Annotated in this window: 17 protein-coding genes; 4 read left to right on the top strand and 13 right to left on the bottom strand. The window is 55.7% G+C overall.

Annotation, left to right across the window (positions count from 1 at the left end; translation table 11 throughout):
- Positions 1–25: 25 nt before the first annotated feature.
- The 5 genes from HZR14_RS02725 to HZR14_RS02705 form a co-directional block, all read right to left on the bottom strand.
- On the bottom strand, positions 26–298 hold the full coding sequence (locus HZR14_RS02725; RefSeq protein WP_181691336.1) for a hypothetical protein: 273 nt from the start codon (positions 296–298) through the stop codon (positions 26–28).
- Positions 298–882, bottom strand: a complete 585-nt coding sequence (locus tag HZR14_RS02720) for a hypothetical protein (protein ID WP_181691335.1) — start codon at positions 880–882, stop codon at positions 298–300. Before HZR14_RS02720 ends, HZR14_RS02725 begins: the two co-directional genes overlap by 1 nt.
- On the bottom strand, positions 879–1,298 hold the full coding sequence (locus HZR14_RS02715; RefSeq protein ID WP_181691334.1) for a hypothetical protein: 420 nt from the start codon (positions 1,296–1,298) through the stop codon (positions 879–881). The genes HZR14_RS02720 and HZR14_RS02715 overlap by 4 nt, the downstream gene beginning before the upstream one ends.
- A 141-nt stretch (positions 1,299–1,439) precedes the next feature.
- The gene (locus HZR14_RS02710) at positions 1,440–1,829 is read right to left on the bottom strand and encodes a hypothetical protein (protein ID WP_181691333.1); all 390 of its coding nucleotides are present in this window, start codon (positions 1,827–1,829) and stop codon (positions 1,440–1,442) included.
- A gap of 6 nt (positions 1,830–1,835) precedes the next feature.
- A complete protein-coding gene (locus HZR14_RS02705) occupies positions 1,836–3,671 on the bottom strand; it encodes a hypothetical protein (RefSeq protein ID WP_181691332.1) in 1,836 nt (611 codons plus the stop codon).
- 362 nt (positions 3,672–4,033) lie between these two features.
- Here HZR14_RS02705 and HZR14_RS02700 point away from each other — a divergent pair, with 362 nt between their 5' ends.
- Entirely contained in the window at positions 4,034–4,348 is a 315-nt protein-coding gene (locus tag HZR14_RS02700; protein ID WP_181691331.1) for a hypothetical protein, read from the top strand.
- Positions 4,349–4,685: 337 nt separating this feature from the next.
- Here HZR14_RS02700 and HZR14_RS14715 read toward each other — a convergent pair whose 3' ends face one another.
- From HZR14_RS14715 to HZR14_RS02670, 5 genes are all read right to left on the bottom strand, one after another.
- The gene (locus tag HZR14_RS14715; protein ID WP_489675074.1) at positions 4,686–5,189 is read right to left on the bottom strand and encodes a toxin-antitoxin system TumE family protein; all 504 of its coding nucleotides are present in this window, start codon (positions 5,187–5,189) and stop codon (positions 4,686–4,688) included.
- 8 nt (positions 5,190–5,197) lie between these two features.
- Positions 5,198–5,788 carry a winged helix-turn-helix domain-containing protein gene (locus HZR14_RS02690; protein WP_181691329.1) on the bottom strand — a complete coding sequence of 197 codons (591 nt, stop codon included), beginning with the start codon at positions 5,786–5,788 and terminating at the stop codon, positions 5,198–5,200.
- Between the two features lie 73 nt (positions 5,789–5,861).
- Positions 5,862–6,920, bottom strand: a complete 1,059-nt coding sequence (locus HZR14_RS02685) for a tyrosine-type recombinase/integrase (protein ID WP_181691328.1) — start codon at positions 6,918–6,920, stop codon at positions 5,862–5,864.
- Between the two features lie 734 nt (positions 6,921–7,654).
- The gene (locus HZR14_RS02675; RefSeq protein ID WP_181691326.1) at positions 7,655–8,968 is read right to left on the bottom strand and encodes a TRM11 family methyltransferase; all 1,314 of its coding nucleotides are present in this window, start codon (positions 8,966–8,968) and stop codon (positions 7,655–7,657) included.
- A gap of 57 nt (positions 8,969–9,025) precedes the next feature.
- Positions 9,026–11,515, bottom strand: coding sequence for an ATP-binding protein (locus HZR14_RS02670; protein WP_181691325.1), 2,490 nt, complete (start codon positions 11,513–11,515; stop codon positions 9,026–9,028).
- A gap of 296 nt (positions 11,516–11,811) precedes the next feature.
- On the opposite strand from HZR14_RS02670, the gene HZR14_RS02665 reads away from it, so the two are divergent.
- Together HZR14_RS02665 and HZR14_RS02660 are read left to right on the top strand one after the other, a co-directional pair.
- Complete coding sequence (locus HZR14_RS02665; RefSeq protein WP_181691324.1) at positions 11,812–12,093, top strand: ArsR family transcriptional regulator; 282 nt, start codon at positions 11,812–11,814, stop codon at positions 12,091–12,093.
- A 113-nt stretch (positions 12,094–12,206) separates the two neighbouring features.
- Positions 12,207–13,022 carry an IS5 family transposase gene (locus HZR14_RS02660; RefSeq protein WP_181691323.1) on the top strand — a complete coding sequence of 272 codons (816 nt, stop codon included), beginning with the start codon at positions 12,207–12,209 and terminating at the stop codon, positions 13,020–13,022.
- 202 nt (positions 13,023–13,224) lie between these two features.
- Here the strand turns inward: HZR14_RS02660 and HZR14_RS02655 are convergent, their stop codons facing one another.
- Both HZR14_RS02655 and HZR14_RS02650 read right to left on the bottom strand, forming a co-directional pair.
- The gene (locus HZR14_RS02655; protein WP_181691322.1) at positions 13,225–14,025 is read right to left on the bottom strand and encodes a DUF7847 domain-containing protein; all 801 of its coding nucleotides are present in this window, start codon (positions 14,023–14,025) and stop codon (positions 13,225–13,227) included.
- A gap of 368 nt (positions 14,026–14,393) precedes the next feature.
- Positions 14,394–18,017 (bottom strand): Eco57I restriction-modification methylase domain-containing protein, encoded by a 3,624-nt coding sequence (locus HZR14_RS02650; RefSeq protein WP_181691321.1) that lies wholly within the window; start codon positions 18,015–18,017, stop codon positions 14,394–14,396.
- Positions 18,018–18,381: 364 nt separating this feature from the next.
- Between HZR14_RS02650 and cobT the strand changes: the two genes are divergently transcribed.
- Positions 18,382–19,413, top strand: coding sequence for a nicotinate mononucleotide-dependent phosphoribosyltransferase CobT (cobT, locus tag HZR14_RS02645; RefSeq protein WP_181691320.1), 1,032 nt, complete (start codon positions 18,382–18,384; stop codon positions 19,411–19,413).
- Positions 19,414–19,554: 141 nt separating this feature from the next.
- Here cobT and HZR14_RS02640 read toward each other — a convergent pair whose 3' ends face one another.
- Complete coding sequence (locus tag HZR14_RS02640; RefSeq protein ID WP_181691319.1) at positions 19,555–19,983, bottom strand: hypothetical protein; 429 nt, start codon at positions 19,981–19,983, stop codon at positions 19,555–19,557.
- Between the last annotated feature and the right edge of the window lies 1 nt (position 19,984).

The raw sequence follows: 19,984 nt of genomic DNA, 5'->3' as shown, positions 1-19,984 counted from the left end.
GCCGCAGGCGTGCATCAGCGGTCGATTAGGTACTGGCATCTGTTTGTCTCCATGTTTGAATTGTGTTGATGACGGCATCGAGTAGCACGACGCCGCCGAGGACGACCACGGCGAAGACGAACGCCTGTTCGAGCCACGCCAGATTCGACGGGGTCTCGACGTTCGGCAAGATCGTGAAGCTGAACAGGATCATCGGCGTCAGCAATTGATCTGCCGCGATCGTCAGGAACTGCGCGCTGTTGAATACGAGGTCGAACAGCGGAAGCGAGGCTGCAAGGCCATGAAGTGTCTCAACCATTATCGATCACCTCCGGAGCCGAACAGTCGTTGTGAGAGAGTCGCACGGGCTCCCGACAGCGTGTTCGCGGCCGGTTGCGTAAGCGCCCCGATCGGGAGCGCCCATCGCAGGACCTCGAGGACGACCGTCGTCGCGAGGACCACGAGGATGGCTGTCGCAGCGATCGACAGCGCCGCGGCGAACGGAGCGGCGAGCCCGAGCGTTTCGAAGCCGGCTGACAGCGCCGACTGAACGCCCAGGATTGCCGGCTCGATCGCCTGACCCATCACCGAGGAGCCGACCCCGAGGAGCGTTCCGACCGTCCCATCCCACAACTGTGTCGCGGCCAACTGAAGCTCCGCGGCGGCCTGTGCCAACAGGCCAAAGAACCCGCGGATAGCCGTCTCGACGAGGATGACGAGGAAACCACTGAGGAGGTGCTCGCGGATGAACGTGACCGGTTCCGTCATCAGCAACACGAGCGCGCCGGCCAGCGCACCGAGCGAGACCGACGAATCCGCCAGTCGGCCGAAGAACGTGGCGGCGGCGCTCCACCAGCCGGGTTCGTCATCGTCTCCACCACTAGGATTCGGCGAGTTGCTCATCCGAGCCACCCCCGCAGGAACGCAATGATCGATTCCAGTGCGACGAACCACGCGATGACCAGCCCGACGCCGACGATGAACGCGAGGGGGCCAAACTCCGATAGGCTCTCGCTGGCTGCGTCGAACGCTTCACGAACGATCCAGGCCTGACTCTCGGGCACCAACGCCCAGATGTCGTAGATGAATTCGATGGCCCACGAGACTCCACGGGCGAGAGCGGTGTAGACGCCCGAAATGAACGCCGACAGCAGGCCGGCCACCCACAGGAACACGCCCGAAATAAAGAGGGCAAACAGCTCCTGCCAGCGGATCCGGTTGCCGTCAACAATGCGTTTGGCGATCTCCGAGAGCGTCCGCCGGCCGCCGCCTGGCCCCGGGTTCTCCATCGTCTCCAACTCATTTTGTGGACCCGTCACAGCGGCCACCCCGCTATCGATGTGGTCGGGCGTACGGGCGCAGACGTAAGCGCAAGCGCAAGCGTGTGCGGCGGCCGGTATACGGAGACCAGCGGCTCACGGCGGGGCGCGACACCCGACGAGCAGGTGTCTGCCATCAGGTTAGTCCCCCCGGCCCCAGAGTTGATCGACGATCGGGAGGCCGATCCCGCTTTGTTCCCACAGGAAGAACCCCAGCATGATCATCCCGACCCCGACGGGCCAGGCGAACGTGCCGAACTGCTCGGCGATCGAGAGGCCGGTCGCTTCCGCGGTGATCTCGAGGATGATCTCCGGCGACGTAAGCAGCGATCCCATGAACGACCACGCCGCATCGAAGACCCGGCCGATATCGGCGAGGCTCTCGAAGGCCGACCCGATCAGAAACGACAGCCCGCCGGCAACCGCCAACAGCGGGGCCGAAATGAGCTGTTGGACGGCCTCCGTCGGTGACGTCCCGTCGGCATCGTCGACGATCGATTGGCCCGTATACTCATCGCCGCTACCCGGCATCGGCAATCACCTCGCCCCGCCGATGACGCCGCGGGCCCGTGCCAGTGCGAAGCCGCCGTAGCCGAGGACGGCCGTGACGATCATTCCCGGCAGCGACAACAGCATATCCATGACGCCCCCGCTACCCTCGCGCCCGCCGCCGCCGAAGATACCACCGTCCGAGGCCTGTTGGATTTCGTCGGCCTGGCCGTCGGAGACGAGCAGTTCGTAGTGGGTGGTGACGCGGTCGCCCTGGGCCGCCATCGCCGAGAGGTCGATCTCCTCGTCGACGCCGGCGTCGAAGGCGGTCGTCCGGTCGGTGAGTTGGTCCTCATAGTCGCCGACGTCGTCGAGCAGTACCATATCGTGATCGCCGACGAGTAACTCGACAGCCAGATACGCGGAACTGCCGAGGCGTTGGGTGTCGAAGGCGTTGCCGACGTTGAGATCAAGATCGTAGGCGGCTGGGAGTTCGAGATTAGCGATATAGCGGAAGCGCTGATCCTGGGAGTATCGCTCGGCGGCCTCGAAGCCGCTGTCGACGGCACTGGACGGGAGGTTCCGGGCTTCGAACTCGACGTCGATTTGGTGATCGGCGATCGGTTCCTCGCGGAAGGTTGCCGGAAGCGACCCGTAATCGGTAAGGCTGAACCGTCCTGTCGGCTCGTAGATGGTCTCGGTCGTCAGTTCCTCACTGTCATCGGGGTCGACGATCTGCCGAGTCCCGAACGACCACCGGTCGGCGCGTTCGACCGCCAGTGCGAAGAGCTCGATCGTCGCATCCGCTCCGACGATCGCAATCTCGACTTCGTCGATCGCATCGAGCGTGGCCGACAGTTCTCCGAGTTCGACCTGCCGGATCGCTGCCGTTTCATCGCCCGTCCCGATAACGTTCGTGTCGTCTTCGGTGCCGTTGGGATCGATGACGACAGCCCGAGAGTTGCCGGTATCAGCTTTGAGGCGGATCTCGACGGTCCCGCCGGCAGCGATGTTGTCGACCGTGAAGCCGACCTGCAGTTGCGTCCGATCGACACCCGAATCGAGCGTGTAGTCGGTGAAGTTCGCCGTCGCTTCGGTTGAGACACCCGAGGAGGAGATTTTGAGTACGGGGCCGCCCGCTTCGGTTTCGGTATCCGAGACGGTGACCGCCGAATCAGTACTCCAGTGTTGGGCCTCGAGTGCCGACAATGCCTGCTCGTTGCCGTCGGTATCCTCGTAGGTGACGTCGTTCGGGAAGCGCTCGTAGACGCTGGCAGCGATGTAGTCCGCCCGGAAGCTGACCGGGTTGTGTGGGTCGTCCTCGGGTCCGGGCGCGACGGTCGCGCCCTGGTCGGCCAAGGAAATGATTTCGTCATCACCGCCGTCGCCGATGTACTCGAGCGCCTCCATTTCCGGGCGCGACTCAGCAATCGTCGCCGTCGCCGGAATCGTGGGATTCGGAATGAGCTCCGAGTCGTAGTTGAGCCCGTGGGCGTCGTTGGCCGCCACCGTTCCAACCCCGACCGTTGAGGCGGCTGCGGCCGCGGCCGCGAGCATGAACGCCCGGCGGCCGAGGGCTCCGGTGGTCGCCTCCGGTAGGGCGAGAGCAGCTGCATCGAGCCAGTAAAATGCCGCCCCGTCGAGGCGGGCGAGTGCGAGCCCATACTCCGGGGCCGGCGTAGTGGTGTGTCGGTCGCTGTCTGAGGCCGTCGCTGTCGTGGTGGTGGACATCGTATCGTGGAAAGAGCGTCGAGTCTCGGTCGACGGGCCGTGCTTCGAGTGGGCGGGCGCAGCGCTGGCCGTCGCCCGCAGCCGGTCAACGTAGGCGCGGAACCGCTCGGTCGTGTCGATCCCGACCGGCGTCCACGGCTCTGGGGACGTCACGGTGCCCCCATCATAGGCGCGGTGGGATCGTCAGATGCGTTTCAACGCGTTGCGGACGCGGCGTCGGCGCTCGTGTGGCACCGCCGAGGGCCGCGCGATCCGCGTCGGGGCGCGCTTCAACGAACGCCGGATCGATACAGTCGCCAGTCCCCGTGCCGTCGGGGGGATTTCGGGTCGCCATAGGTCATGACCCCGCGGGTGCGTTCTCAATGGGGGCTGTCACACCGATGCCCAGAATTGGATATAAAAATCGGATTATCAACCACGATTCAATCACGGATCAATCACGATTCAACCACCATTTACCAGATTGCTTATTGAAAATCCGGTATGTTTTTTCTCGCGTGGACGGAAGTCCCGGTGTGGCCTCAGCCACGACCCTATCGAAGCGGCGGATTCAGTGCAACGGGAGCTACTCGAAACGGCTCACGTTGCCGCCTCAAGCCTTAGCTCGGCTCGGCATCGAGCCAGGGGACTCTGTCGGGGGCAAGTATCTCCCCGACTGTGGCGAGATTCGGCTCGGGCCGGGGTACGATGCGTTTGAGATCCAGATCGTGCGCTTCGGCAGGTGTAGCGGGATCACGATGCCGGCGGCCGTCTGCTTCGATCGCGATCTCACCGCGGACGACGTCGTTGTCGTCTCGTGTGTGGACGATTCACTCCGACTCAGGTTGTAGTCAACCGAGGGCGGCGACGTTCGTCGCACCTTTTATCCGAAAGAGAGCTTCACCGAGGAACTATAGCTCCGTAGCGCAAGCGACTTCGCCCGTTTTATCATGGAAGACATCGATCTACAGATCGGACGATAGACTCTCGATTGGTACGGCATCCCCACACCATCCCCACCCCACTCGGGAGTCGTCGTCTATTATCGTACATTGTCGAAAGGTGGGTAGGGGTATCGGGACGCCACCTCAATGCGAACTCAGGTATGCGCCGTATGGCGCTAGCCATACGTTAGCAAGTCCAGAATAAATCGTTGTCGGTGGGTAATATCTTGGGTGAGCGAGGACCTCAATCCTCATGTTCCCTCCACCGCCACTGGAGTACCTTTGGGAGGCGTGTTCGAGAAACCTCCCAAAAGAGGCCGATGGGGTCGTCTTCGATGAAATCGACACCTTGGTACCGGTATTCGTCATCGGCCCCAAACCGGTATTGAAAGTGGTCGAACGGGATGTCTGGCTCGTTGGGATGCGGTTGCCGATGCCATCCACAGTCAAATCCAGCAGGTTCCGAGTAGTGGAACACGAATTGATCGTCGATGCCATCCGGGTGTGTCCACCAGTTGATAACCAACTTCGCAGACTCCACCTGAACGCACCCGTCTGCAAGGATGCGGGTATCAAACTGCCCGACCAGTTCGTGATCGTTGCCGAGTCGGGTGAGCTGAAACTGGGTTCGCTTAATCGCAGGGTGTTGCCTGAGATTGACCTGTAGTCGGTGCAGTATCCGGTCCCGTCGCCCGGAAAGTTCGATCGATGTCGACCCACCATCCGATACCAAGACAGGTGCTTCCATGGGGTCTATCAAGCGGACAGTGGAGACTGCGATCCATCGGTCGGACCTGCCGAATCACTGAATTCGGCGTATCGCTCAAGGGCCTCATCGGTCAGTGAGAGCATCTTCAGATGGTGATCCCACTCCGAGGCTCGTTTGAAATACTCCTTCGCATCGGCAGCGCTGGTATCCGGATCGGTTGCCCGTGACCGCAGTTCGGCAGGTTCCTCGCATCCGTATTCCTCCTGTAGCGCTTCGATATCTTCCTTTGCACCGATCGTCATCTCTTCGAGTTCCTCGCGACTGTGTGCTGCGACGAGTTCGGAGATCTCCGTGAAGTGCTGGTATGCTGCATCCGGCTGGTAGGTCTTGGTTCCTCGCTGCTCGATAGCCGTGAGGATATGCAAGTCGACGAGTCGGTCGAGGTGCCCCCGTGCCGTGCTTGGTGAGACGTGTGCACGGTCACTTATCTGATCAGCTGTCTGCGGCTGGTCCAGCGTTAATGCAACCGAAATCACGCGATCGATGGATTGGGTGTGCGCTTTCCAATCATCGATGTGATCGCTATCCTGGTCTGAAATCTCGATCACGTCCGGTGGGATTGGCTCCGAGTCGTCCATAGCCTGAGCGGATAGTATGTTCTCTGGCGTAATAATCTTTGGAGTAAGCGTAGCTATTCGAAGTCGCCAGTAACTATTCTTGGTCATTCCAGGCGGCATCGATATCGTCGGCGACGTCGGCAGCCTGGATGTCGGCGTAGGCGTCGTGGGTCGTCTCGATCGATTTGTGTCGAAGCGCCGATTGGGCTAGTTCGGAATGCCCCGCCGCGTAGAGATCGGCCCCGAGCGCCCGGCGGGCTCCGTGGGGCTTCAGGTAGCCGTCGTCGACGTCAATCCCGGCGTCGACAGTGAGGCGTTTGCAGATCGCTCGGCCGCCGGCTTTCGTGAGTGCGGGCGGGGCGATCGCTTCGTCCCGGAGGCAGACGTTGATATCGGCATCGTCGGGCGGGTCCTCACCAGTATGCTCGCGATAGGCAGCGAACTTCGAGGGTGCGTGCCCGGTCGGGAAGATCGGCCAATCATCCGTCGGTGGCTCCTGGACGCGCCGAAGTTGTTTTAGAGCCGTACGGGCGGCCTCTGGAAGGGCGACGTCCTCGTACTGTCTGGACTTCCCGAAGACGCGCAGTAATTTGTGTTCGAGATCCAGATCCGCCCACGTCACCCCATCGCGGTCGGCATCGCGAGGATCCCGGAAGAGTTCAGCCCCTCTGACGCCGGCATCGGCGAGCAAGATGACGATCGCGCGGTCGCGGAAGGCACGCTGGCGGTCGATCTCGTTGTCGCTGGGGGCGGTGTCGAGATCGGAATCGGCGTTGGAGACAGTGTTGACGTCCCTACCGGTCGCCTCGAGGGCCGCGTCGACGCGCGTGTTCGCGTACTCGATAAGTTGGGCTCGCTGCTCGGGCGTCCAGAACTGGCGGTCGGGGTCGCCCCGGTCTTCGGGGAGGAACTCTGTCGCGCGGGTTGTGGCGGCAGGGTTGCGATCAAGGAGCTCGTCGCGAACGCAAAACGAGAGGAAGGCCCGGACGTATTTGAAGTAGGTATTCGCCGTCGAGGCCTGCAACTCGCCCGCTGTATGCCGATCCCGAAGTGTGAGCCCGTACTCGCGGAGCGTGGCGGGCTCGAGGTCATCGACGCGGTTGGTCCCCTGCTCGCGAGCATGTTGTGCGAAGCCCCGAAGTGGCGGAGCCATTGTCGTGCGGGAGCCATCCGAATTCAGCGAGTCGAGATACCGATCGATCGCCGCATCGATAGGCACATCCCCGGATGCAGGGCGGCTGCTCGGTGCTGGAGGCATTCGTGTTTGTGGTACGGCGGGCGGGTGGATAAAAACACTTGGTCAAACTATTGTTTAACAAAGTGATTACCGAAACAGCTGAAACGCCCGATATCGGCTGTTTCGGGCCTATTTGGCGGTGTTTTGGCCTATTATACAGTATATAGTGCTATACGAAATGGAGGCACGTAGTTCTATTCTGAGGACGGATTCTGCAAGGTTACGAAAGCGCTAAGATGTCAATGAGGGTGTCATAGAACAGTTCGCATACTACAGTCAGTTTGATTACTATTATAGCGGGTTACTGACTTAGAGTTGCGTGCACTGGGTGCACGACGTTTAGAACCGGTCAAAGAGTGCCTTTTCGTTTCCGAATAATGATTTCTCGCACCCGTTCAACGTGGTTTGTCTAGGATTGAACGGATGCTGTGAGGATCGCTTCGACGATCTCGGAGCGGCTGACTCCGAGATCGTCACACTCAGCGACTAGTTCATCCACTTCTCGCACGATTTCCTCGTCAACAGCGACTCCGAACTTCTCTTTCGCCATAGCTACGACAATCTAAGAACAGCGTGCACCAAGTGCACGGCGCTTTCAATTCGTTAGAGCTGATTCAACAAACCATGAGAACTCTTCTATGACACGCTCGCTATACGCGAAGTTTGATCAATGACTCCATCTCAGTAGTCTCGCCGTCAGTGGGGTACTGCATCTTATTATTTGTTAACTTGTATGCTTGTTCAGACACTACCTCAAAACCGACCTCCTTTGCAATATCAGTAAGGAACTTCGGTGTATCGATTGAATGGCCGTATGAGGTGCTAGGTCCAACAGTCATACAGAACAGCCCCCCCTCTGGCAGTGCTTTTTTGACCTGTTCAATCCAGTCATAAGCGTCAAGAAAGTACTTTCGCAGAAGGTTCGCTTTCCGTTCTTTCCCGTCTTCCTCAATGTTGTTCATAAGGGTAGAGATCTCCTCATGCTTGATTTCTGGAAGATTCCGTAACGTATCTTGTTTTGCTGAGGTGCTGCCAAAGAAATCTCTAGACGTTTCTATCCGTTCATTTCGCTGGTCTTCGACATCCTCGTCATTGAATAGACCAAGCCATTCATACTCGAGACGGTGACGTCGGTGGTACTCGATGGCCATGCAATATGGCGGTGACGTGATGACGAGTTCTGGTTGTTTATTGTGTTCCTCACAGACCCCTTCGAAGTTTTTCGCATTACCGTGGACCGTAGTCACATCACCGAGTTCGTCAATATCATGGAGCTCGTCGTAACCTGCTCCAAGGCGGTTGAGTACCTGTTCAAACGTACCAGTGACGTCAAAGTCAATGCCTTTCTCTAGCTCCTGTCGTCGGACTTTTGTAACCTCTAAGCCGCTTACCGGCTGTGGATCTGCCCTAGAAATACGGCGAACAGATGCTGCAAAGCATAGGTGGATTGCATCGGCAATCTCATCACTCTCGTCCTCCAGCACCGCATTAGCGGTTGAGAGAAGGCGAGAAAATCCGACGGCAACATATGGATCGAACCAGTGGAGAAGGTTGTACGGAACACAGTACCGTGTCCCAGAGAGGTTTGACTTGACCTCTTCTCGAGCTTCATCCTCACTCAGTTCCCCCTCTTCAGGTACAGGCCCTGACGCCGACAGAATCTCTTCACCGACGTCAAGGAGTTCGTCGGTTGGGATCGGCTGCGACTTCGCACGTGTCATCAGCTCGCTGAGGGGGTCAATATCGATACAGAGGGCTTCTCGACCAGCGACCGCACTTTCCACAGCGACGGTTCCGGATCCACACATAGGATCCGCTATAACATCGTATTCAGGGTGATCTTCGATTATCTTTGCGATAAGCGGTGGGTGAAACTTACCTGGGAAACGGTGTGCCCGATGTGTGTACTCTTGCCGATTCGGTAAATCTAGTGGCTTTAGTTCGTCCCCACTTTGGCTGCTCATATTCTTACTTAGCGTTCGTCGACGTCAAGCTTTCGATAAGAAATCCGATGTTTTTTCTTAGCTTCGATTGGCCCCCATCGCTCGCATCACCTGGTTCGGTGTTTGGAAAATGGAAAACTTGCTTTCATTTTCTCTTAGTACAACCATCCCGGTGCTTACTTGCGCCGCATCAAGTATGCTAATTACGTGGTTGTCATCTATATCCACCTCTCCCATTATTAGACCAATTCTCTGAGAACGGTCGTCCTGTTTTTGAATCTCCCACGCCACCTCCAGAACGCGGTACATAACTTCAGGTTCTGCAGGCATTGCCTGAGCACACTCATCAATAAAGCCAACAAGCTCCTCAGGGTGTTTTTGATTGGTGAGGATCTTCTGGAGTTGCCGATGATCAAGTGGCGTATCTCTATGAGTTTCTAAGAGATGCTGGAACGCCTCAATATTAATGGCTGATACATCTTCATACATCCCTAATTGGTTAATGAGTTTACTATCTACGTATTCACCGTCTTCATTCTTCTCCGTGCCTCGTTTAGTGAATTCTCGAGCAACGAGGAGAGCATGGTTGCACTCATCTTGCTGCATGTGTTCCCGGATGGTTGCAATATTAGCCTCAGAGTGTGAAACACTCCCCTCCTCTGCACCCTTTGCCTCGATTGAGATGACGATATCTTCTTCATTATCGGGCGTAGCGAACTTAGCGACAGCGTCAGAATCCCCTGATCCGCCCATATGGTCCGTCGTAACGCCCAGTTCGTTCAAAGCGTCAACAATTGATTCTTCGAATGGGTCATCAGTCTCGTGCGACATTTTCTTCACCTGCTCTTTGTGGTAGTCAAAGGGGTCCTCGATATATCGGGAAGCAATTTCTAAGGCTGTCTCTGAGATATCTTTCCCATCCTGAATCAAATCCTTACGGACGCCAGAGAATGTTAAATACCCAAACGCAATCTCGTTACCAGCTAATGCCTCACCCACAACTTTCCGAAGTTTCGTAGGTGCGTTTCGTTCCTCAAGCGCGGTGAATAGAGGATGGTTATCATTGATGTAGATTGCGTGGTCTGAGTCATCGTATTCTACTGCACTATCAGTTTTTTCGAACTCTGCTAACTCTACGTCGACGTCATCCCATCCGCCTTCAGGGAATTCAGCATCTTCTCCTGTGAGTCCTGCGAGGGCCTCTCCTGCTTTCCCAGGTGATAAGGTATGTAGATGGTGTCCAAACCGCCCAGGATCCGTTTCTTCTTCTTCATCTGCGCGGGTGCGAAGAATATTAAATACGCTATCTAGAACTTTCTTGCTAACCTCTTTGTGGACACCATCTTGGAGTGTATCTCTCTGAACAAGAAGATCATCGTCCAGAACCGGCATTTCGAACTCAGATCGGAACCTATTCCAGAACTTGTGTGATTTTGGGGAAGTTCCAAAGAGAGGGTCAGTCCGGTTGAGTAACTTCCCACGTACGCGCACCTTGTGACCGTGGTCGTATATGTCTCTACTTGCCAATTTTCTTGGGGTGAGAGTTTCCGAATATATTGCAGCTTCGCCATGTACAACGCCTAGTTTAGGAATCTTAAGAGCATTCGGCTCGGGAGTCCCGTTTGAGTCCTCCAACTCTTCCGAGTCCACAGCGTAGTGAGAATCATCATATACGGGGTCAAGATTTAGTAACCTATCCGGAACATCATCTTCATCATCAATATCCTCCCGGTACTCAGACCAAAATTTCTGAAGCTCTTTCTTTAATTTCGTTTGGTACTCTTCATCCTGGGAAATGTCCAATTTAACGTCAACGGACTCTGTGAGGTTTCTGGGCTGGATTTTATCTCCATTCCTTGCCACCTCAAAATCCGCTTCTAACGGAATAGCCGTCCGAATCATACGATTTAGATGCTCCGGCTTCAGCCTCCGTCCTGTATTCTCTTCATCAACGTCGTCAACGACAGCAAGAGTCCAGCTCTCCCAATCTTTTTCCCAAGGGTCGGGAATCCCATCTAAATATGAGCCAAGGAGCTCACGTGCCCGATCTTCCTCTACCTCCCATATTTTCGTAGTTGGTGGGTCAGTAAAGCTCTGATTCCGGATAGCTCCCTGAGAAACTGAAATAATTCTCGTTGTACCATCAACAGTGGCTACGTGAGTTAATTCACTGCCGATAGCGAAAGCAGCTAATTTTCCTACACCGAAACGGCCAATCTGCTTCCTACCCTCTATCTCTCGTTCCACACCCTTCTCTGCAAGCTTTTGTTTCGGACCTCCAGCAACCTCCCACATATCACCCAGCTCATCTTCGTCCATCGATTTCCCGTTATCAAGGACCTGCAGAACATCGTCTTCATCATTCGGAGTAGAGACATAACATTCGGTAGCGTAGGCATCGTAGCTATTACAAACGAGTTCTTCTATGGCCCTTCGAGGATTGTCGTATAATTGTGAAGAGACCTCCCTCAGAATATTTCCGTTTATTTCGATCGTGATCTCTGTATCATCTCGTGCTTCAGCTTGGAAGGCGTCAAGAACCTTTTGAGTTGTATTATCGGTAGACATATTGGGTCATAGTGGTTTGCCTTAGAATGGATAGTATTCCGCTGATTAATAAATCATCCCCACTGAAAGGTATCCAGATTAATCGAAGCTGGCCGACGTAACAGGGGATAGTTGAAGAGGATATCCAGTTTTCAATCAGTCATTCTTACGACTACCCCAAACCATGCACAGATTCTGTCGTTCGGAACTACTGGACGGGACGGCCCAAAGAGGAAGGCGCGATACCCCGCTGTCGCTGTGGTTCATCGTTTGAAAGTCGGCAAGCCAACATATACTATCGGTGAATACGGACGCGTATGCGACTCACACGGCCGACCGACTTCGATATCCTAGCTGCACTCTCCGGTGGAAAACGTGACGTGGCGGTGAACATCGCCGAGCGTCTCGATCGCGATCGTGCCTATATCAATACGCGGCTGCCGGCGCTGCTGGACTATGGGCTCGTCGTACGAATCGGGCCGGGCGACAGGTCCGGACTCTACGAGATTACTGCCTCGGGGGAACGAGCGCTGGCTCATCGCGAACAGTACGGATCCGCGGAGTTCGAAGCGCTCGTTCGAGGGGAAACGGAGTGGTAACCGTCTCAGTAGGTCTTCTGTTGCCTTGTTTTGCCGCCGACTGACGGCTATCTCAGACGCTCTCACGGAAGGATTCCGTCAAGCTAACCGGGAATTGGACGCCGTCTGGCGATATGGCATCGCTCAGACGGCTTGCCTGGATGTGTCGAGACCTTGCCAAACAGCACGTTGACGACCCCGACGTACCCGCCGCGCCGGACGGCGCGGACGGGTACGCCGAGTGGACGCAGATCGCGTTGATTCTGTACCGCGTTGAGCTCGAAAAGAGTCTCCGCGAGACGGAAGACTATCTTAACGAGATGCCCGGCATTCTCGCTGTGTTTGATCTCAACGAGGCACCGCACTACAGTTCGTTTTGTCGGTGGGAAAGCGAATACCGGATGCGTGAACTCCGCCGCCTGCTCCGCCGAAGCGCGGAGCAGGCGGGCTGGAGTGGTGAAGCTGCAATTGACGCAAGCGGCTTTCAACGCGATCAAACCAGCTACCACTACCGCGACCGCGCGAACTACTCGTTCCAGTCGATGAAGACAACGATCTTGATCGACGTGAACTCGCTGGCGATCAAAGATGTTCATTTCACGACGCAGAAGGCGTGGGACGGGCACATCGGGATGCAGGTCTTCCGCCGGAACGCGGAAGACCTGCGTGTCCTCTCCGCTGATGCGAACTACTCGTGGGGTGAGCTCCGTGAGGAGTGTCGCTCCGAATCAACGAGACCGCTGATCAAGCACAGGGAGCAAACGCCGTTGCAGAAGGCGCACAACGCACGGATGAACGAGGATTACAACCAGCAGTGGATGAGTGAAACAGGTTTCTCGCAGTTGAAGGAAGACGACGGCGAGAAGCTTCGCTCCCGGAGCTGGCACGGCCAGTTCCGGGAGCTCACGCGGAAGTGCATCATCCATAACCTGACGCAGGCGGCGAGTTAAGGCTCGCCGCCTGCTCCCCCTTCTCTGGACGTATCCAGGAGAGGCATCGCCGTCGTCACCTGACCAAGGGAGTAAGATACCATAGTTTTGCCCCTTTGATGAACACCGATAGTGGCAGCTACTGCATCTTCTGAGCGCAAGAACCGCTCTTTGACGCCGTAAAGCCGTTAGTTATCGACCCTACCCCGACGCTGTCTTGCGTTCAACAAGGCATCTTCTGTTCAATTGATCGGTAGAACGCGACGGAGTACGTCGCATAGAAGGCTCCAAGAATGGCAAGCGCAACCACGTAGACGATTGCTGCTCCAGCCAACACGGGCATTGAGACATCGGGCAGCGGCAATTCTGTTGCTTGGGGTGACAGTAGCAATGAGGCGATACTACCGATACCGCCGAAGACGAGACTGCCTACCAAGAGGATCAGCGTATATCCAAGCGTACTCACTATATTTTGCCGAACCAGGCTGACACTCCGTTTGAACCCGTCAACGAGAGTGGTATCGGTCAAGACGATTGCGTGGGCGTAAAACTGGATGAAGAAAATGACAAGCAGATACGCAAGCGCAAACAGAATCCCGACTACTGCAATGGCACCAAGAGCCGCAAGGCCGGGGCGACTATCGCCTGCGAATAACCCGACCCCACCGAGTAGCACCACGATAAATGCAATGAATCCGAAGATGAGATTTACTGCGAAGAGTGCGAGATATGCGAGGAGCAGACGGATGTAGTTCGTTTTTCCTTCGGAAACAAGTGTTCCGAGGCTGGTTTGTCCGTTGAGTGCTTCATCAGCCATCCCGAGTAAGCCACCTTGGAAGAACGGCATGACGACGAGCATGAGGCCGGTTATCCCGAGTGAGATGATCGCGGCCACAATTGGCTGTGTCGGTTGCAGGGCTAGTTGTGGGAGTTGTACAAGGCCGTAGAGGCCGACAATGACGATGAGGATCGGATTACGGATGAGGGCACGGACGGCTGGGTGGAGGGAGTTCAGGGCAGCCATGTTGATGTGGTCATAGAGGACGCCGATAAGTATTGATATACTATGGCCTTCGCAGCTCGTGTGTTCCGCCAGGTTATTCAATATTAACGTGATTCATCTCATCTCTACTGATTGCTCTTTGATTTTACTGGATGTGTTCTATGAGAGTGTCATGCAACAGTTCCCGCACCCTGCTGCTTCGTACGCGACGCTTTCTATGACAGGCTCGTGTCAGGGCAGCGAGTGCTGGCTCATCGCGAGCAGTACGAATCTGCGGAGTTTGAAGCGCTCGTTCGAGGGGAAACGAAGGGGTTCAGAGACGGGGATCCAGCAGTCGTCGGATCCGGAATATCGATACGTACCGACTCACCGAGGGAGTACTGCCGCATCTACGTCCTTACCTTTGCCTCCAGTAGATCTTCTGGCTTATCAATGCGTTCCTCAATCAACTCTCGGTGCTCGTCGTCGAACCCATAGAGCTTGTATACCGCATCGTTCAGTGTCTTTTCGAGTTCTGCGGCGTCGCTCACCGCTTCTTTACGCAGTCGGTCCGCCTCCTCAAACGCATCTACAACCTGTAACAACCCCTCAGTAGACTTCGGAACCTCAAGATCCTCAAGCACATCAACCGAGTCAACCTCGAACGCTTGAAGAAGTGACTCAAACGCCGCCGCTTCACGTTCAGACACGAACGAGATCTCATCCTGTACGTTCAGTCGAACGGTGTCCCCATCGACCGTGGCGGACACGTCCCCACCTTCACCACTGATATTCATCGCATCGATGTATCCTGCGAAGGAGAGGGTCGATATCTCGACGCCTGAAGTTCGCTCGTACACTTTTTCGGGTGCTTCGAGGAGGCCTTTGGCTTCCCGGTAGTCCTTCGCCAATTCTCTCAGCGAGTCCGAAGCCTCTTTGACCGTTTCAACGAGATCCCCCTCGTTGTTTTCTGGGTCGGGGATCGGGATCTCGAAGAGGTAGCTCGTCACGTAGCGGAGGTAGTCGTTTCCGTACTGCGGTGCCGTTCTCCTCATGTAGAATTGAACGGCGTCGCTGTTCAGAACACCTACGAGGTAGTTGTTCGCGAGATTATCGGCATAGAGGACGTAGGCGCTGTTGAGAGCGTGGAACTCTGTATCCTTGTCGTGGAAGAAGTTGTTGTAGTAGCAGATGTCGGGCGTAATCACTTTTTCCCGTGCGAAGATTCCTGGGCGATGGCGCGCTAGTTGGTACCAGTGTTTCCCCTGCTCAACGCAGTAACGAGACTCCAGCTCTTCGCGGTTTGCTTCGAGATATGCTTTCGCTCCAAGAGTTTCGTCGAGGTCAGCATCTGGAGTCATATACAAGATGTACTTGTCCTGCCGAGGGGTGTACCAGCGAGTGATGTCGCGTCCACCAATTGTGGGAAACACGACCTCGCCCTCGATATCGTACTCATTGATCGTTGCTTGGTCGAGGACGAATACATCGTTTGACCCCGTCTGTATCCCGTTCTTAGCGATAGATCCCTCGTACTCGTCGAACTCACGCCCGCCGGCCTCCATGGCTTCAAGCACGTCATATTCGTCTTTCGGAACGAACTGCCATTCATCCGCGTCTAGCAGCCCGGACGCGTTCATCGGGTACGTTTTGAGCGGAGGTTTCTCCAGTTCGACGCTGGGGGCGATGTCCTCGAGACGGCTCAGTACCTTTTCTTCGCTCGGTGGCTCCTCTCCATGTTTGCTAGGAACACTGGCTCGAATAATCTCGGCAATCTTCCCACCTTCCTGTTCGCGCTCTTCAGCGCTAGTTAGTTCTTCGTCACCACTTGTGAGCGCAGTTTGCGTGATCTCCGGGAGACGTTCAGTAACCTCAGCGTACGTGAACGCGTAGTCCTCAGGAAGTCGATAATCGCCCCTCAGGCTAGAGCCCTGGTCTTTGTTGATGCGTTTACCGGTGATGATCATCGGATAGGACTGTACGCCTTCGAACACACTCACGTCGCCGAAGTTGATGATTTCCTGCAGATGGTAGTGTTGTAAGATGTAGTCCTGGATTTTCTCTCCGTAGCGGTTTTCGGTGAACTTGTTGGAAATTATGTATCCAAGCTGGCCGTCTTCTGCGAGCCATTTGGCGGCTCGTTCGATGAACAGGATGTAAATGTCGTAGTTGTAGTGCGCGGTGTCGTAATCGTCGTATTCCTCTCGTGCCTGACCTTTCGCGAGGTTTTGAATACGGACGTACGGTGGGTTCCCGACTACGAAACCGTAGTCTTCGCGTTCCTTGATTTGAGAGGCACGCCGGCGTTCTTCACGGTATTGTCGCTGTATCGCTGAGCTCTGGAGCGTTGCTAAACTCTCTTTCGCCTCATTCCGAAGACTGTCAGTTCGATAGATTTGGAACCTATCAAGCGTGTACTCGGGATTTTCATCTTTGACATTTTTGTACAGGTCGATGACCTGGAACAGCAGGTTGAGTTCGGCGATGTGGCACGCAAAGGGGTTCAGGTCGAGCCCGTGGATGCGTTGTTGAACGATTTCGATGGCATCACGTGGCGGTACACCCTTCTTGTCGAGTCTGTCGAGGAGCCGCCCTGCCGCACGGACAAGGAATGTACCGGATCCGCACGCAGGGTCGATGAGGTCGTATTCTTGCCGTTCGAGCTGTTTGTCTGAGGTGTACCCAACACTGTCGAGGATCAGGTCTACGACGGCTGTTGGTGTGTAGAATTCACCGAGGGCTTTGCGTTCCTCTGGCGGGAGGTGTTCTTGGTATAGGTGGCCGAGAACATCCCTATCAACGTTCTCAAAGTCGAAGTGGTTTAGATGCCAGAGTGTGCGTTGTAGGACATCGTTCAGGTCGCTATCGGGCTGGATCTCCCAGTCGAAGAGTCGCCGGGAGTACAGGTAGTCGTAGACCTCACTGAGCTCCTCAGACGCGGTTTCGAATAGGTCGATATAGTCGCGAGAGACATAACGGGTGTAGTCTTCCCAGAAGTCGAAGTACCGATGCACCCCGCCGTTGGAGACCATTGTATTAACGAGGTCTTTGTCTTCGGCGATGCGGATGAGGAGGATTTTGTTGAGTTGGACATACACTGATTCCCGGCAAAAGACCTCCTTGTTCTCCTCTTCGTCATTGTCTTGGCGATTCGAGAGCTGTACCCAGGTTCCGTAGTCAGAATGGAAGCGCTGGTAGACTTCGTATTCGTCTTCGAGTTCGCTGAGTTTGTTACGGAGGGTCGCGATTTCGGAGTCGTCGTGTCCGATTTCTTCGAGTTGTTCGATTTGATTCTTGAGGTCGCGGCGTTCTCTCTCGAATTCTTTGTAACGTTCGGTGAACTCGTCGAACGCGGAGAGCGTGTACGGTAAGAGATAGTCTTCGAGGCAGAGCCTGAGAGAGTCAATGAGGTTGTCGAACCCAGTGTCGGTATCGACATCTTGTCTACTGGTAAGAGTGAAGTCTCCGTAGCGTTCCGCGTTTGTGACTTCTTCGCGACGGAGTTGGAAGAGTTGCTTGATTGCTTGTCGTTCTTGGAGCGTGAGGTCGCTGCTGATGGCGTTTCCGCTTGCGCGGTTACAGATCCCTTGGAAGGGCACGTCAGCGACTTTGCGAGCGGATACTCCGTGGTGGGTGACCGCGTTTTCGTAGGTGTCGTCGCATCGCTTGTAGACGATGAATTTGTCTACGTTGGTAGAGATGAGATAGCGAGCGTAGGGAGTTTCTGAGGCATATCTGAAGACTTGCTGAATTCCTTCTTCGACATCCACGTCGCGGCGCTTCCCTTCGACGATGATGGCTGGGTTTCTGTCGTCATCGTAAAATCGGACATCGTTCCAGTCGTCTTCTTGGGTGTAGTCGGATTTCTCCCAGCCGAGGGCGTTAATGAAGAGGTGATCTACGAGCCGAGGCATTAAATCGTGTTCAGCGCGTTCTCCTTCTTGAATCTCTGTGTAGAGGTCGAGGTACTCGATGATGACGTCCTCGACGAACTCGTCTTTTCCAGCAGCAGGGGTGGTCGGAGGGTCATTCATTCGTCAGTTGTGACTGCATACCCACCACCGTTATTTAAAATCGGCTCTGTTGAAATCCTCGGCAGCTAACGTATCCTGGCGTAGGTTATTAAGTAGAGGGTGTTTGTTCAGTATGGGCCTTACTATTAGACATCTATCATTTCATCTATTGTATTGTCTTCCGCGAGGCGCAAAATGACCCCCGGTACTTCACTGGAACCCTAACTAGAGATCGAACGCTTGTAACTTCTCTTTGACCGCTAATAGGTCGGTCTCCTCTCTGATCTGTCTGGCGTGGTCACATGTTCATCAAAAAAGATAAGGTATACTTGCATAAATACAAGTCCAATTGTCTCCATCGCGTTGTGGGAGGCAGTGTATGCCTATGAGATTTGTACTCGTGATTGCGACCACAGAGACGGCACGGATAGATGGCATCAGTGCAGCTGGTTCGAATTCGCAGGTAATGCTACATACGCCCGCAGGCGACGCTGAAATCGTTGAATTTGGGCACCCGATTCGAGCACCTGTCGTTCCCGTTACACCCACGGGAGCACCGACACCCGCAATCGTCACGCGTGCAGTGCGGGAACTATGTGGATTTGAGACCCTCGTTGTCGATGCTGGTGTAACGAAGGGAACCGTTACGCCGACAGTAACAATGCCTGGGACGACCGGCGACGATATACGTACCCCAACTGCTGTCGCCGAGCCAACTGCCAAGTTCGAAGCCGCTCGTGAACTCGGAGAGGCGCTCCCAGATGACGAGCTCGTGGTCGGAGAAGTCGTTCCGGGTGGTACGACGACTGCGCTCGGTGTACTAACGGCCCTGGGTGAACGGAGTCAGGTATCGTCTTCGTTACCCGATAATCCGATCACCCTCAAACGAACTGTCGTAGACGAAGGGTTAAGCGCAAGTGACGTTGCGCCGGGGAGTCTGGTTGGTAAGCCACTCGAAGCTGTTTCCGCCGTTGGCGACCCAATGCAGGCTACTGCCGCGGGTTTAGTCGTTGGTGCGCTTCGGACTGGCACCGATGTTACTCTCGCCGGTGGGACACAGATGAGTGCAGTCGGCGCACTCGTTCGTCACTGGGGCATCGATGCATCACTAGAGCACGCAACCACGTCTTTCGTCGCAAGCGACGAGAGTGCGAGCGTCCGGCGACTAGCATCGGATTTAGATCTTACTCTCACGGTTACTGACCCGGGGTTCGAACACATCGACCACCCCGGGATGAATGCGTACATACGAGGGGAAGTCAAGGAAGGGGCCGGGATGGGCGGCGGACTCGCCCTGGCTGAGCGATTTGGCGTCTCCATGACTGTACTTCGCACCCAAATCAGCCAGCTGTACGACGACCTACTGGTGGACGCACCTGATGACAGTCATAAGGCGGAGTTCTCGCCCTCAGGGTGAGTGTATGGCTACCACCCGGTAGTGATGGGGAAAGAAAGGTATAGTTCGAAGGCGGCTACTCATTCTGGCGGATGCAAAACTACCTCCTACAGAACTAGCAGGATTTCGACAACCTCCATATACACTACAACGAGTGACCAGTCAGATCCACCTGATAGACTGGAGATAGAATGGAGATGATATATTAGGTCCAGAGGTAGTTTCCCGAAGCGTGTACTGCTCGTGGTCCTGCTCGCTTTGATGTATATGCAGATACATCGCACACTCGGTGCAGCAGGCCGCGCCGTTGAACTCCTCCGGCTCGAAGACGGGGAGTCCACAGCCGTCGCAGCGCTCTAGAAGTGGGATGTCGGCTGCAGTGCAACCGCGGGCCTGGCAGGGTCGGAGGTCACGATTGTCAATGAGGGTCGCGGCGGTCGCCTCAACGCGTATCACGAGGTGGCCGCCACAGCCTCCGACTGCGTGATAGCACTCCCCGGCAGCGTCAGCGGCCGGGATGAGGACCTCTTTGGTTGTATTCGTGAGCCCGACGCCGGCGAGAAGGGCGTCGGCGAGATCGTCGCCAGCCATC

Source organism: Natronomonas salinimetallica (genome assembly GCF_013839515.1).
Taxonomy (GTDB): Archaea; Halobacteriota; Halobacteria; order Halobacteriales; family Haloarculaceae; genus Natronomonas.
This window is presented reverse-complemented; position numbering and strand designations above follow the sequence as displayed.

Excerpts from the sequence above, each read along its gene's own strand:
- HZR14_RS02685 (WP_181691328.1), bottom strand. The coding sequence starts at position 6,920 with ATGGCTCCGCCACTTCGGGGCTTCGCACAACATGCTCGCGAGCAGGGG.
- HZR14_RS02710 (WP_181691333.1), bottom strand. The coding sequence starts at position 1,829 with ATGCCGGGTAGCGGCGATGAGTATACGGGCCAATCGATCGTCGACGAT.
- cobT (WP_181691320.1), top strand. The coding sequence starts at position 18,382 with ATGAGATTTGTACTCGTGATTGCGACCACAGAGACGGCACGGATAGAT.
- HZR14_RS02725 (WP_181691336.1), bottom strand. The coding sequence starts at position 298 with ATGGTTGAGACACTTCATGGCCTTGCAGCCTCGCTTCCGCTGTTCGAC.
- HZR14_RS02640 (WP_181691319.1), bottom strand. The coding sequence starts at position 19,983 with ATGGCTGGCGACGATCTCGCCGACGCCCTTCTCGCCGGCGTCGGGCTC.
- HZR14_RS02650 (WP_181691321.1), bottom strand. The coding sequence starts at position 18,017 with ATGAATGACCCTCCGACCACCCCTGCTGCTGGAAAAGACGAGTTCGTC.
- HZR14_RS02660 (WP_181691323.1), top strand. The coding sequence starts at position 12,207 with ATGGCATCGCTCAGACGGCTTGCCTGGATGTGTCGAGACCTTGCCAAA.
- HZR14_RS02655 (WP_181691322.1), bottom strand. The coding sequence starts at position 14,025 with ATGGCTGCCCTGAACTCCCTCCACCCAGCCGTCCGTGCCCTCATCCGT.
- HZR14_RS14715 (WP_489675074.1), bottom strand. The coding sequence starts at position 5,189 with ATGGAAGCACCTGTCTTGGTATCGGATGGTGGGTCGACATCGATCGAA.
- HZR14_RS02665 (WP_181691324.1), top strand. The coding sequence starts at position 11,812 with ATGCGACTCACACGGCCGACCGACTTCGATATCCTAGCTGCACTCTCC.
- HZR14_RS02675 (WP_181691326.1), bottom strand. The coding sequence starts at position 8,968 with ATGAGCAGCCAAAGTGGGGACGAACTAAAGCCACTAGATTTACCGAAT.
- HZR14_RS02690 (WP_181691329.1), bottom strand. The coding sequence starts at position 5,788 with ATGGACGACTCGGAGCCAATCCCACCGGACGTGATCGAGATTTCAGAC.
- HZR14_RS02720 (WP_181691335.1), bottom strand. The coding sequence starts at position 882 with ATGAGCAACTCGCCGAATCCTAGTGGTGGAGACGATGACGAACCCGGC.
- HZR14_RS02670 (WP_181691325.1), bottom strand. The coding sequence starts at position 11,515 with ATGTCTACCGATAATACAACTCAAAAGGTTCTTGACGCCTTCCAAGCT.